13 protein-coding genes, 1 pseudogene and 1 riboswitch are annotated in these 12,680 nt (G+C 75.3%); of the genes and pseudogenes, 10 read left to right on the forward strand and 4 right to left on the reverse strand.

What is annotated here, in order from left to right:
• Window positions 1–83: 83 nt before the first annotated feature.
• From C5508_RS17180 to C5508_RS17190, 3 genes are read right to left on the reverse strand one after another with little or no spacing between them, the layout of a single operon-like run.
• A complete protein-coding gene (locus C5508_RS17180; RefSeq protein ID WP_232797238.1) occupies window positions 84–596 on the reverse strand; it encodes a hydroxymethylpyrimidine/phosphomethylpyrimidine kinase in 513 nt (170 codons plus the stop codon).
• Complete coding sequence (locus C5508_RS17185; RefSeq protein WP_104526157.1) at window positions 586–1,218, reverse strand: TenA family protein; 633 nt, start codon at window positions 1,216–1,218, stop codon at window positions 586–588. The genes C5508_RS17180 and C5508_RS17185 overlap by 11 nt, the downstream gene beginning before the upstream one ends.
• Window positions 1,215–1,811 carry a thiaminase II/PqqC family protein gene (locus C5508_RS17190; RefSeq protein WP_104526164.1) on the reverse strand — a complete coding sequence of 199 codons (597 nt, stop codon included), beginning with the start codon at window positions 1,809–1,811 and terminating at the stop codon, window positions 1,215–1,217. Before C5508_RS17190 ends, C5508_RS17185 begins: the two co-directional genes overlap by 4 nt.
• Window positions 1,812–1,842: 31 nt before the next feature.
• Window positions 1,843–1,955: riboswitch (TPP riboswitch) on the forward strand.
• Here C5508_RS17190 and C5508_RS17195 point away from each other — a divergent pair.
• From C5508_RS17195 to C5508_RS17235, 10 genes and pseudogenes are all read left to right on the forward strand, one after another.
• Window positions 1,945–3,282, forward strand: a complete 1,338-nt coding sequence (locus C5508_RS17195; protein WP_104526158.1) for a purine-cytosine permease family protein — start codon at window positions 1,945–1,947, stop codon at window positions 3,280–3,282. Its footprint overlaps the riboswitch before it by 11 nt.
• Window positions 3,279–3,905, forward strand: a complete 627-nt coding sequence (gene thiE / locus C5508_RS17200; RefSeq protein ID WP_198598154.1) for a thiamine phosphate synthase — start codon at window positions 3,279–3,281, stop codon at window positions 3,903–3,905. Before C5508_RS17195 ends, thiE begins: the two co-directional genes overlap by 4 nt.
• Window positions 3,902–5,014: a glycine oxidase ThiO gene (thiO, locus tag C5508_RS17205; protein WP_104526159.1), complete on the forward strand. Its 1,113-nt coding sequence runs from the start codon at window positions 3,902–3,904 to the stop codon at window positions 5,012–5,014. The genes thiE and thiO overlap by 4 nt, the downstream gene beginning before the upstream one ends.
• A gap of 33 nt (window positions 5,015–5,047) precedes the next feature.
• The gene (gene thiS, locus C5508_RS17210; RefSeq protein ID WP_104526160.1) at window positions 5,048–5,248 is read left to right on the forward strand and encodes a sulfur carrier protein ThiS; all 201 of its coding nucleotides are present in this window, start codon (window positions 5,048–5,050) and stop codon (window positions 5,246–5,248) included.
• A 2-nt stretch (window positions 5,249–5,250) separates the two neighbouring features.
• Window positions 5,251–6,072: a thiazole synthase gene (locus tag C5508_RS17215; RefSeq protein WP_104526161.1), complete on the forward strand. Its 822-nt coding sequence runs from the start codon at window positions 5,251–5,253 to the stop codon at window positions 6,070–6,072.
• Window positions 6,069–6,668: a thiamine phosphate synthase gene (locus C5508_RS17220; RefSeq protein WP_104526162.1), complete on the forward strand. Its 600-nt coding sequence runs from the start codon at window positions 6,069–6,071 to the stop codon at window positions 6,666–6,668. The genes C5508_RS17215 and C5508_RS17220 overlap by 4 nt, the downstream gene beginning before the upstream one ends.
• A 50-nt stretch (window positions 6,669–6,718) precedes the next feature.
• Window positions 6,719–7,075: pseudogene (locus tag C5508_RS20550) on the forward strand (ATP-binding cassette domain-containing protein); the annotation flags it as partial.
• Window positions 7,067–7,858, forward strand: a complete 792-nt coding sequence (locus C5508_RS20555) for an ATP-binding cassette domain-containing protein (RefSeq protein ID WP_408607765.1) — start codon at window positions 7,067–7,069, stop codon at window positions 7,856–7,858. The pseudogene C5508_RS20550 and the gene C5508_RS20555, both read left to right, overlap by 9 nt.
• A gap of 127 nt (window positions 7,859–7,985) precedes the next feature.
• Complete coding sequence (locus tag C5508_RS17230) at window positions 7,986–8,738, forward strand: energy-coupling factor transporter transmembrane component T family protein (protein WP_198598155.1); 753 nt, start codon at window positions 7,986–7,988, stop codon at window positions 8,736–8,738.
• A gap of 116 nt (window positions 8,739–8,854) precedes the next feature.
• Window positions 8,855–9,289 carry an ATP-binding protein gene (locus C5508_RS17235; protein WP_104526163.1) on the forward strand — a complete coding sequence of 145 codons (435 nt, stop codon included), beginning with the start codon at window positions 8,855–8,857 and terminating at the stop codon, window positions 9,287–9,289.
• A 16-nt stretch (window positions 9,290–9,305) separates the two neighbouring features.
• Here C5508_RS17235 and C5508_RS17240 read toward each other — a convergent pair whose 3' ends face one another.
• The gene (locus C5508_RS17240; protein WP_232797239.1) at window positions 9,306–11,849 is read right to left on the reverse strand and encodes a SpoIIE family protein phosphatase; all 2,544 of its coding nucleotides are present in this window, start codon (window positions 11,847–11,849) and stop codon (window positions 9,306–9,308) included.
• Between the last annotated feature and the right edge of the window lie 831 nt (window positions 11,850–12,680).

Raw genomic sequence — 12,680 nt, forward strand, 5'->3', positions numbered from 1 at the left:
AAGAGAGTGGGGATTGATAGAGTTAGATACATATGATAGGTAATGTATTATATATAATTGTACGTGTCACACGGCAGGCTGCACTACGCGCTTCGTCTGCAGCGTGAGATGTGGATAAGAGACGGGGCCGGGGACACGTCGAGCAGCGCCGCGGCCTCCGGGACGTTGGGGGTGACGAGGTCCACGACGGGCAGGAGGTCGAGGCGGACGGCGTCCACGGCGTCCTCGGCGACCAGCCGGTCGCCGCTGGTGGCCACCATGACGGGGTCGCAGATCACCGGCCCGGCCACCCGCCGGGCCAGCACCGCCGCCACCTCGCGGACGACGTCGGCCGTACCGAGCATGCCGGTCTTGCAGGCGTGCACCTCGACGTCGTCGAGCAGCGTGCGCACCTGGTCGCCGACGAACCTCGCCGGCACCGGGTGCACGCCGGTGACACCGCGGGTGTTCTGGGCGGTCAGCGCCGTGAGGGCGGCCGTGCCGTAGACCCCCAGCGCGCTGAACGTCTTGAGGTCGGCCTGGATGCCCGCACCACCGCTGGGGTCGCTGCCGGCGACGGTCAGCGCGACCGGGGTGCGACGGTGCTCAGCGGACAACGGAGCCCTCCCAGGCCGCGTCGAAGAAAGCCACCTCGAGCTGCATCGCCCGACGGTAGGCGCGGGTGGCCGACGGGGTGTCCGCGGCGAGCCGGTCGAGCAGCGCCTCCAGCGTGCCGGCGAGCTCCTCGAAACCCGGATCGGCGTAGGTGTCCACCCACTCTGCGTACTCCGGCGCCGCCCGGCCCACGAGCGACCGTCCCAGGTGTGCGTACAGCCGCATGCACGGCGTCATGGCCGCGCAGGTCTCGCCGACGTCGCCGAGCGCGGCCGTGGCCAGCAGGAACTCGGTGTAGGCCAGCGTGGCAGGGACCGGCTCGACGGTCGAGAGGTCGACCCCCCACCGGGCCGCGTAGCCGTCGTGCAGCCGGAGCTCCTCCCGGACGCCGGCCAGCAGGTCGGCGAAGGCGTCCAGCGTGGCGCGGTCGCGGCTGTGCGCGACGCCCAGCGCGTAGGCCCGCGCGAAGGCCTCCAGGAAGAACGCGTCCTGGGCGACGTAACCGGCGAACCGGTCGCGGGGCAGCGAGCCGTCGGCGAGACCCGTGACGAAGGGGTGCTCCAGGGCCGCCGCGGCGAGATCCGTGCTCCCGCTCCACAGCCGCGCGGCGAGCCCGACGCTCACCGGCCCGCCTCCACCGCGGTGTCCCAGAAGGCGATCTCAGCGGCCACCACCTCGGCGAACACCCCGGCACCGTCCCCGCCCGCCGCGTCGGCTGCCGCCTCCAGCCCGGTCACGTAGCCGGCGAAGCCGGGCACGGTCCAGTGCTCCACGAACTCCCGGTAGGCCGGCGCTCCCGGCAGGGCCGCCGACCAGGCGTCCAGATAGGTCCGCTCGATGGTCCAGAGCGCGATCAGCGCGGTGGGCACGTCGGCGCGGTCCAGCCGCTCCAGCAGCTCGCCGTAGGCGGCCGTCGCCGGCAACGGAGCGGTGTGCAGGTCGAGACCGCGGTGAGCAGCCTGCTCCTCGAACCAGGCCAGCTCGTCGACCAGGGCGACGCAACCCGCCGCCAGCACCGCCTGCGCGGCTCGGGGCGCGCGGCCCAGCAGCCTGGCCTGGAAGCGCAGCAGGTCGGCGACGAACAGTGCGTCCTGCGTCAGCCAGGTGTCGAACTGAGCGGGATCGACCGTCCCGTCCCGGACCGCCATCAGGAACGGATGCCGGGTGGCGGCCCGCCAGGCGTCGGGGAAGGCGGGAAGCAGCTCGGCGACCGGCACGACGGGCACCCTACGTGGTGCGTAGGCTGGACGAGTCATGTGCGGGAGCTCGGGCGGGCCGGGCTGAGAGGGCGACACGACGCGTCGCCGACCGCTGGAACCTGTCCGGGTAATGCCGGCGTAGGGAGCGACCATGAGCACGTCCGACGCTGTCCGCACTCCCGGGGCCGACGCCCCGCTCACCCTCACCGAAGCACCGCCACCCTCACTCGGCCTGCGTGACTCCCTCGGGCTCTGGGGCAACCTGGGCATCAGCCTGCTCCTGCCGGTGGCAGCGGTGTTCGTCGTGCTGCCGGGACGCCCCCTGGGAGTGACGATCGCCGCGATCGTCGTCGGTGCGGTCATCGGGTCGGTGCTGCTCGGGCTGGTCGCGGCGGCCGGCGCCCGTGAGCGCGTTCCCGGGATGGTCCTGCTGCGCGGGCTGCTCGGCCGGCGCACCTCGTGGGTGCCGACGGCGTTCAACCTCGTGCAGTGCATCGGCTGGGCCACCTTCGAGATCGTCATCATCGCCGAGGCCGCCTCGCGGGTCCTCGACGCGCCACGCTGGCCGTTCGTCCTCGCTGCCGGCGTGCTGGCCACCGCGATGGCGCTGCGTCCGCTGGGCGTGGTGCGGGTGCTGGCCCGCTACGCCGTCTGGGCCGCCCTGCTGGCGGTCGGCTATCTCTACGTGCAGGTCCTCGCCGAGCCCCTGCCGCCACTGGAGGACGGCGGGGCGACGTCGTTCTGGGCCGCCGCCGACATCGTCATCGCGCTCCCGGTCTCCTGGCTGCCGCTGGCCGCCGACTACACCCGGCACGTCCGCAGCGGCCGCGCCGCCTTCACGGGGGCCGCGGTCGGCTACGGCCTGGCCACGGTCGCGATGTTCGTGCTGGGCGTTCTGGCGCTGGCCGCCTACGGCAGCGCCGGACTCGACGTCATCGACGCGCTGCTCGTGGTGCCGCTGGGCGCGGTGGCCGTGCTCGTCCTGGTCTCCGTGGAGCTCGACGAGGCCTTCGCCAACGTCTACTCGACCGCCGTGTCGGCGCAGAACGTCGTCGCTCGGCTCGACCGGCGGGTGCTCGCCGTCGCCGTCGGCGCGCTGGCCACGCTGCTCGCGCTGACCTTCGACATCGCCGCCTACGAGCCGTTCCTGTTCCTCATCGGCGCCGTGTTCGTCCCGCTCGCCGGCGTCCTGATCGTGGCGTACTGGCTCACCCCCCGGGGCGGCTGGAACAGCTCCGACGCCGCACCGGCGCGCCCGGTGTTCCTGCTGCCGTGGATCGCCGGATTCCTCGCCTACCAGCTCACGCTGCCGACCTTCTTCCCCGGCCCGGGCTCCGGGTGGACGGCGTGGTGGGGGGCCCGGCAGGCCGACCTCGGCATCGATCCGGGCAACGGGTGGTCGGCCTCGCTGGTCGGGCTCGCCGTCGCCGTCGTCCTCACGCTGCCGGTCGCCCTGGCCGGTCGCCGGAGCGAGCGGGCGGGCCGATGATCCGGCCGCTGGGTGGGCTGCACGTCCTCACCGACGCCGCGGGCGGACCACGGGCCCTGGCCGCCGTCGCAGCCGCGGTGTCCGCGGGCGCCCCGGTCGTCCAGGTGCGCGCGAAGGACTGCACCGACCGGGTCCTCCACGAGTTCGCCGGGCACGTGGTCGACATCTGCGCGCCCGCCGGCGTGACCTGCCTGGTGAACGACCGGGTGGACGTCGCCCTCGCCGTCGGTGCGCACGGCACGCACCTGGGGGCCACCGACCTGCCGGTCGCCGCGGTCCGGCGCGTGGCCGGACCGGACCACCTCATCGGCGGCACGGCCCGGGACCCGGACACCGCCCGCCGGCTGGTCACCGAGGGTGCCGACTACCTGGGCGTCGGACCGGCGTGGCCGACGACGACCAAGACCGGCCTCCCCGACGCGCTCGGGCCCGCCGGGATCGCGGCCGTGGCCGCGGCCGTGGACGTCCCGGTCATCGCCATCGGCGGCGTCACCGCCGACCGGGTCGCCGCCCTGCTGGCCGCCGGCGCCGCGGGGGTGGCCGTCGTGGGCGCGGTCACCGGCGCCCCGGACCCGGCTGCCGCCACCCGGGAGCTGCTCCGCGCCCTGGCCGGCGCGCCGTGACCGACGTCGCGGTCGCCGGAGGCGGGCTGATCGGGCTCTCGATCGCCTGGCGCGCGGCCCGGCGAGGGCTCTCGGTGACCGTCGTGGACGAGGCCCCGGGCCGGGGCGCCTCCGAGGCGGCCGCCGGGATGCTGGCGCCGGTCACCGAGGCCGGTTACCGCGAGGAGCCCCTGCTGCGGCTGGGCCTGGCCTCGCTGGAGCGCTGGAGCGCCTTCGCCGCCGAGCTCGAGGCCGACGGCGGGCTGCCGGTGAACCTGCGCACCGCTGGGACGCTGGTCGTCGGCTTCGACGACGACGACATGCGCGAGCTGGAGGCGCTGCACGACTTCCAGGGAGAGCTGGGGCTGTCCGCCGAGCGGCTGCTCCCGCGCGCCGTCCGACGTCGGGAGCCGTCCCTGACCACGCGGGTCCGAGGCGGGCTGCTCGTCGCCGGCGACCACTCCGTGGACGGTCGCGCCGTGCACGCGGCCCTGCTGGCCGCCGCCGAGGCGGCCGGCGTCGTGCTGGTCCGCGACCGCGTCGAGGGCCTCGTCGTGGACGGCGAACGGGCCACCGGGCTGCGCCTCGCGGCGGGCGGCGAGGTACCGGCCGGCACCGTCGTCGTCGCCCTGGGTGCGCACAGCGCCCAGCTGCCGGGTGTCCCGCCGGTCCCCGTCCGGCCCGTGAAGGGCCAGATCCTCCGCATGGCGGGGGCAGCGGGACTGCTCGAGGGCACGGTGCGCGCACTGGTCCGCGGTCGGCACGTGTACCTCGTGCCCTACGGGGAGGACCGGCTGATCATCGGGGCCACCACCGAGGACCGCGGTTTCGACGCCACCGTCACCGCGGGGGGCGTCCACGACCTGCTGCACGACGCGATCGAGGTCGTTCCGGGCGTGACCGAGCTGGAACTGGCCGAGACCCTGGCCCGCTGGCGGCCGGGCACGCCGGACAACGCACCGCTGCTGGGCCCGACGAGCGTGCCGGGCCTCGTGCTGGCCACCGGGCACCACCGCAACGGCGTGCTGCTCACCCCCGTGACCGCCGAGGCGATCGCGGATCTGCTGACCACCGGGGCGCTCCCGGCGGTGGCCGCCCCCTTCACCGTCGACCGATTCGGGGCACCCTGAGGTGCATCCCGGACCGAGGAGAGGACTCCAGACGTGCAGGTGACCGTGAACGGCGCCCCGGCCGAGCTGGCTCAGGACGCCACCGTGGCTGACCTCGTGGCCGAGCGCGCCGGTGGGCACGACCGGGTCGCCGTCGCGCGCAACGGCGACGTCGTCCCGCGCAGCAGCTGGGGCCAGACCCGGCTGACCGACGGCGACGCCCTCGAGGTGCTGGCACCGACCGCAGGAGGATGACCATGCAGAAGGACCTCACCACCGAGCTGGCCCCGGCGCTCGCCCGGGAGGAGGCCGGTGACCCGTTCACCGTGGGCGGCGAGACGTTCACGTCCCGGCTGCTGCTGGGCACCGGCGGTGTGCCGAGCCTGGAGGCGCTCGAGGCGTCGGTGCGGGCCTCGGGCACCCAACTGGTGACCGTGGCGCTGCGCCGCGTCGAGGCGTCGGCCACCGGCTCGATGATGGCGGTGCTCGACCGCTGCGGCGTGCGCCTGCTGCCCAACACGGCCGGCTGTCACACCGCTCGGGAGGCCGTGCTGACCGCCCGGCTCGCCCGTGAGGCGTTCGGCACCGACTGGGTGAAGCTCGAGGTCATCGGGGACGAGCACACGCTGCTGCCGGACGCCGTCGAGCTGCTCGACGCAGCCGAGCAGCTCGTCTCCGAGGGCTTCACCGTGCTGGCCTACACGAACGACGACCCGATCCTCGGCCGCCGCCTGGCCGATGTGGGCTGCGCGGCCGTGATGCCGCTGGGTTCCCCTATCGGCAGCGGTCTGGGCATCCGCAACCCGCACAACATCGCGCTGCTCCGCGAGGCGGTGCAGGTGCCCGTCGTGCTCGATGCCGGCATCGGGACCGCCTCCGACGCCGCGCAGGCGATGGAACTGGGCTGTGACGCGGTCCTGCTGGCCTCCGCGGTCACCCGGGCGCGGGACCCGGAGCGGATGGCGCTGGCCATGCGCCAGGCCGTGGAGGGCGGTCGGCTGGCCAAGCTCGCGGGTCGGATCCCGCGCCGGTGGCACGCCGAGGCCTCCACGTCGTTCGCCGGCCTGCCCGAGCTGTGATCCTCCCGCGGCTGGTGCTGGTCACCGACCGGACGCAGTGTGCGCAACCGCTCGTCGAGGTGGTCGCCGCGGCCGTCGCCTCCGGCGCCCGTGCCGTGATCCTGCGGGACAAGGACCTCCCGGTCGACGAGCGGAGGTCGCTGGCCGCCGAACTCCGATCCGTGCTGGAGCCCGTCGAGGGGATGCTGGTGCACGGCGGTGCCCGGGAAGCGCCCCTCGGTTGCCCTGTCCACCTCGCCGCTCACGAGCCGTTCCCGGCGCACCGCCCGCCGTTCGTCGGACGTTCCTGCCACTCGGCCGCCGAGCTCGCCCGGGCCGCCGGGGAGGGCTGTGACTGGGTCACGCTCTCCCCCGTCTTCCCCACGGCGTCCAAGCCGGGTTACGGCCCTGCGCTCGGCCTGGACGGGCTGGCCGCGCTGGTTCCCGGCGCCCCGCCCGTGCTGGCCCTCGGCGGAGTCCGCCCGGACGACGTCGCCGGCTGCCTGGCCGCCGGCGCGCACGGCGTCGCCGTCATGGGACCGGCCATGCGCGACCCGGGGCTCGTCGCCGACTACGTCGAGGCGGTGGCGTCCGCGCTCCCGCCTGCGCGTGGCTGATCGCCGGACCGGCAGTCGGATGAGCTGGTCTACGCGCCTCGGGAACGGGGAAGTCGACGCTGCTCGCCGCGCTGGCCGGCATCCTCGACCCGGAGGCCACCGAGCAGACCGGCGACCTCACCGTGGACGGCGTCGCACCCCGCGACGCCCGTGCCCGCCTCGGGATGCTGGCCCAGGACCCGGACAGCCAACTGGTCATGACCCGGGCCGGGGACGACGTGGCCTTCGGGCTGGAGAACGCCGGCCTGCCCGCCGACGCGATCTGGCCGCGCGTCGACGAGGCGCTGGCCGCGGTGGGCTTCCGGTACGGCCGGGAGCGGCCGACCCAGGCGTTGTCCGGCGGGGAGAAGCAGCGGCTCGTGCTCGCGGGCGCCCTGGCCCGCCGCCCCGGCCTGCTGCTGCTGGACGAGCCGACCGCCCAGCTGGACCCCGACGGCGCCGCCGCCGTGCGCTCCGCCGTCGCCCGGGCCACCGCCGACCGCCGCGCCACGGTGGTCGTCGTCGACCACGAAGCCGCGCCGTGGCTGCCGCTGGTGGACCGCGTCGTGGAACTGGTGCCCGGGGGGCTGGTCGAGCAGCCCCCCGGCTGGTCCCCGCCGCGCCGCGCCGCCGGCCTCCGGCTGCCCGCCGGAGGGTCCGGGCCGGTCCTGCTCACCGCCGAGGCGGCGGGCTACACCTACCGGGGGACCGGCGAACCGGCCCTGCGCCCCACCGACGCGGAGCTGCGCGGCGGCTCCGTTCTGGCCGTCACCGGCCCCAACGGGCGGGGGAAGTCCACCCTCGCGCTCCTGCTGGCCGGCCTCCGCGCACCGACGACGGGACGGGTGGCGGCATCGGCCGAGCTGGCCGCAGGGGTCCGCCGCGACGTCCGAGAGCCCGACCGGTGGCGGGCCGGCGAGCTGGTGACCCGCATCGGTACCGTCTTCCAGCACCCCGAGCAGCAGTTCCTGACCGGACGGCTGCGCGACGAGCTGGCTCTCGGTCCGCTCCGCTCGGGCAGCGGCGCCGCCGCCGCGCGGGCCACCGCCGAGGAACTGCTGGAGCGCCTCGGGCTCACCCCGTTCGCCGAGACCAACCCCTACACGCTCTCCGGTTGTCGGTGGCGACGGTGCTGGCCACGTCCCCCCGCGTGCTGGTCCTCGACGAGCCGACCTTCGGGCAGGACGCCGTCACTTGGCGCGAGGTGGTAAACCCTGCTGGCCGAGCAGCGTGCCCGTGGCTGCGCCGTCGCCGCCGTGACGCACGACGCGGACCTGGTCGAGGTCCTCGCCGACGGGCGGCTGGAGCTGTGACAGCGGCGCACCGGCGGGGTGCCCGGTGACCGCATCCCTGGCCCTGGGCCCCGTGGGGAACGTCCCGCTGTCGCGGATCAACCCCGTCGCCCAGCTGACGGCCACCGGCGTCGTCACGCTGGTGCTGCTGACCAGCCTCGACGTCGTCACACCGTCGGTCGTGGTTGCCGCGGAGCTCTGCCTCTTTCCCGCCGCCGGGTTGACCGACCGGCGGGAGGTGTGGCGCCGCACCTGGCCGTTGCTCCTGGGCGCCGGAACCGTCGGCCTCGTCAACGTGGTGCTGGCCGACGACGACGGCGCGGTCACCGGCCTCGGCCTGGGCCTGCGGGTTGTCGGGCTGGCCCTGCCCGGCATCCTGCTCGTCGCGTCCACCGATCCGGCGCGGCTGGCCGACGCGCTCACCATCCACTGGCGGGTGCCCACCCGGTTCGCCTACGGCGCGCTCCGGTTGGCCCCCCTGCTGGTGACCGAGTTCGAGTCGGTCCGGCTGGCCCGGCGCACCCGCGGTGTGGAGGCCGGCCGCAATCCGGCGGCCCGGGCCCGGTTGCTCGCGGGCGTCGGCTTCAGGCTGCTGGTCGGCGCCGTCCGCCGCAGCTCCCGGCTGGCCACCGCGATGGACGCGCGGGGCTTCGACTCCGGCATCGCCCGCTCGAACGCGCGCGGTTCGACCCTGCACCGGCGGGATCTCTGGTTCGTCGCCGGCACGGTGGTGGTCTGCGCCGCGGCGGTCGCGCTGAGCGTGGGGACCGGCTCGTGGTCCCCCGTCTTCGTCGGCTGACACGCCGGGGAAGTGATCCACACGACACTCATGTTTGCCGCTGCACGAGACGGCCCATACGTGACTGTTCGGCCAGCACAACGTCCCGCGGGGCAGGAACCGAGGAGAGCACGCGCGTGACAGGGCAGGCGGCCGGGAGGATCTGGCCGTCGGCGTACCCACCCGCCGCGGAACCCCTCCTGGACTGGCAGCTCACGGCCGTGGCCGAGCTCCCGGGAGTACGGGCCGACGTCCGCGCAGGGCTCAGCGTCTCCGCCCGCGGGTCGGTGACCCCGGACCTCATCGACCGGCTCGTCCTCGCGCTCGACGAGATGGCCTCCAACGCCCTGCGCCACGGCGGAGGCGACGTCCGGGCAGCGATCGGCCGCACGCACAGCGCCTACCTCATCCAGGTCACCGACCAGGCCCCGCAGACGCCGCCGGCGCCGGCGGTGGGCCGGGACCCGAGCTTCGGGGGGCTGGGTCTCTACCTGATCGCCGAGCTGGCCGAGCGGCACGGCTGGTACGTCACCGACGGCTCCAAGCACGTCTGGGCCCTACTGGCTCGCTGAGCCGGCTGCCGACCCGTCAGCCGTCCCGCGGGTGCAGACGCACCGCGACCAGCGCCACGTCGTCCTGCAGGCCCTCGGGCCGCAGCCGTTCCAGCAGCACGTCGCACAACTGGGGCAGCGGCAGGTCCACCAGCTCCCCCAGCGCCGCCACGAGCCGCTCGGTCCCCTCGTCGAGCAGCAGATCCCGGCCCTCGACCAGCCCGTCGGTGTAGAGCAGCACCGTGGTCCCGCGCGCCACCACCAGCTCGGCCTCGGTGCGCCGCGCGCCGACGTCCACGCCGAGCATCAGCTCGGCCCGCTCGCCGGCCAGCAGCTCCACCCGACCCTCCGGATGCACCACCAACGGGGGTGGGTGGCCGGCGTTGGACCAGCGCAGCCGGATCACACCCGCCGCGCGCTCCCCGGCGTCCTGCTCGATCCGCACGATGGCGGCCGTGGCCAGCGTGCCCATGCCCAGCCCCTGGACGGCCGCGTCCAGGTCACCGAGCACGCGGGCCGGCCCGACGCCCTCCCGGTAGGCGACCCCGCGCAGCATGCCGCGCAGCTGGCCCATGGCGGCCGCGGCCTCCGTGTCGTGACCCACGACGTCGCCGATGACCAGCATGGTCGCGCCGGTGGGCTGCAGGAACGCGTCGTACCAGTCACCGCCGACCTCGGCCGCCGCCATCGCCGGGTGGTAGCGCACCACGATCTCGGCGTCGTCGGGCTGCGGCGGGGCGGTGAGCATGCTGCGTTGCAGACCCTCCGCCAACTGCCGCTGCTGCCGGTACAGCCGGGCGTTGTCCAGCGCGAGGGCGATCCGCCCTGCGACGTCGTGCACCGTCGAGACGTCCTCGTCGTCCGGGACCGGCCGGTCCGCGGACCGGTAGAGGCTCAGCGCGCCCAGTGTCCGGCCGCGGGCGGCCAACGGCAGTGTCAACGCCGACCGCGGTGCGAGCCGCCGGAAGGCGTCGCTCACCTCGCCGGGTGGCAACGTCCGGCCCACCGCCGCGGCCACGTCGGCGATCACGAGCACCTGCCCGGAGGCCAGTGCCCGCAGCACCGGCGCATCGGGTCGCAGGGCGGCCAGCCGCAGCGAGGCGTAGCGGGCCACGGTCGTGCGGCGCCCCGGCTCGCGGTGCCAGCTGGCGACGTCGCGCATCCGGCCGTCCTCGTCGACCAGGGTCAGGATCACCCAGTCGCCCACCTCGGGGACCAACAGCTCGGCCACCCGCTGCAGCGCCCGTTCCTCGCCCGCGACGCTGCCGAGCGACGCGGCCATCGCACTGGTGGTCTGTGCGACCAGCGAGAGGCGGGCCGTGCTGCGCCGGGCCTGTTCCTCGGCGGCCCGACGTTCGGTGACGTCCAGGAAGGAGACCGACAACCCGTCGGGCGTCGGCCACGCCCGCACCTCGAACCACGCGTCCAGCGGCGCCGGGTAGTGCGCCTCGAACATCTGCTGCTGGCCCGTGGCCACCGCCGCCCGGTAGTGGCGCTCGAAGTCGCTCCCGACGGCGGCCGGGAAGAGCTCCCACACGATCCCGCCGAGCAGCTCGTCACGGGAGGCGCCCAGCACCCGCTCGGCCTCCGCGTTGACATAGGTGAACCGCCACTCCCGGTCCAGGGAGAAGAACGCTGCCTTCATCGCCTCGAGCAGGCGGGCGAGGCGCACGTCCTCCTGCCGCTGCGGCGTCGTGTCGTAGCCCGCGCCGAGCAGCCGGACCGCCTCCCCGCCGTCCCCGGCCACCGCCCGGCCGCGCCCACGGATCCAGCGGGTGTCCCCTGACGGCAGCACGACCCGGAACTCGGCGTCGTAGGCACCGACCTCCTCGGCGGCGGTCCGCAGGGCTTCGAGGGTGCGCTCGCGGTCGTCGGGGTGCAGCCGTGCGGCGAAGGCGTCGATGGTCTGGTCGAAGGTCTGCCGGTCGTAGCCGAACAGGGAGAGCAGCCGGTCGTCCCACACCAGCTCACCGGTGACGAGGTCCCAGTCGAAGCTGCCGATGCCGGCGGCGTCGATGGCCAGCTCGAAGCGCAGCCGGCTGCCCTCGAACTCGGCGGTGAGCGCCATCAGCTGCAGCTCGGTGGCGACCGAGTCCGCCAGCTGGCCGAGCAGGGTCACGTCCCGCTCGCTCCAGACACGGGCGTGCGGACCGTAGACGCAGAGCGCCCCCACCGGCTGGCCCTCGGGGACGACGAGCGGGATGCCCAGGTAGGCGCCGATCTCCCCCGAGGCGACCGGTTGCCGGTCCCGCACCCGTGGGTCGGCGGCGGCGTCCTCCACGACCAGGGGGGTTCCACCGGCGACGGCGAGGGCGCACAGCGAGTGGGGGAGTGGGAGCTGGGCGCCCACTGCACCGGACGGCAACCCGGTTCCGACGACGGCGGTCTGCACCTCCCCGAGCAGGGAGATCTGGGCGGTGTCGCAGTCGAGCAGCCGCGACGCCAGGTCCGTCAGCCGCTGGAGGCTCCGGGCACCGACCGCCCTTCCGGCCAGCTGCCGGACGAGTTGGAGGCGGGCGTCCTCGGCCGCGGTCACGCCGTCCGCGGGGACCGAGGTCTGCGAGCGCTCGGCGGGGGTCACGTTCGTCCCTCCTCCGGCGTCCGCTGCGACCGACCATGCGGCCGTCCCCGGCACGGCCTCGGCACGGCCTCGGCACTGAGCGTTCCACACCGCCCGGCCGGCCGCGCGTGCCCGGGCGGGGAAGGTGGCGGAGCGGTGGCACCCCGGCAGCCGAGGCGGGCGCCTCGGGCGGGGCCGGACCGTTTCCGGTCCGGCCCGCGCTCGGCAGGCGCCCGCCGGTCGGCGGCGGGAGCGGACGGGGTGCCGTCCGCCGGCGCTGGTCCACGGCCCACCCGGGACGTCGACCCCTGCGGCCGGAGCGGCCGGACAGGACTGCCGGTCACCGGCCCCGACGACGTCCACCTCGCACCTCGGGCGCCACTGGCGGTCAGAGACCCGGGTCGCGAGGAACGCGCCACCGGGTACCGGCAGGGCCCGTCGTCCCCCGGACGGTTCCGGGCCGGCAGCCGCGACGTCCGCGATCCGGGCCTCCCGGGAGGGTCCGCGCGCTGCGCAGTGCAGTCGGCGGGAGGTCGAGGCCGGATTCGTGGAGCGACGAGGTCTGCGGGCGTCCGGAGGGACACCGTCGGGGTGGACAGGGGTGTGGCCGAGAGCTCGGCCGGAGGAAGAGCGGATCAGGGAACGGGACGACGGTCCGCGGCCACCCGGGGAAGGGGGCGGCCGGTTCCGGCGTGCTCGACGGAGAGCGGGGGACGGCGTCCACGGCCGGCTGCCGTGGTCACGCTTCCAGCTTCAGCCAGGCGCACGAGGCGCCCGGCGGGGGGAGTGCGACGAGGGCGCCCGCGGGGGAGACGACTCGATGAGGTCGCTCGCGGGCGCCCTCGTCGCACT

The sequence above is a fragment of the Blastococcus atacamensis genome (assembly GCF_002938425.1).
Taxonomy (GTDB): domain Bacteria; phylum Actinomycetota; class Actinomycetes; order Mycobacteriales; family Geodermatophilaceae; genus Blastococcus; species Blastococcus atacamensis.

Excerpts from the sequence above, each read along its gene's own strand:
- C5508_RS17195 (WP_104526158.1), top strand. The coding sequence starts at position 1,945 with ATGAGCACGTCCGACGCTGTCCGCACTCCCGGGGCCGACGCCCCGCTC.
- thiE (WP_198598154.1), top strand. The coding sequence starts at position 3,279 with ATGATCCGGCCGCTGGGTGGGCTGCACGTCCTCACCGACGCCGCGGGC.
- C5508_RS17215 (WP_104526161.1), top strand. The coding sequence starts at position 5,251 with ATGCAGAAGGACCTCACCACCGAGCTGGCCCCGGCGCTCGCCCGGGAG.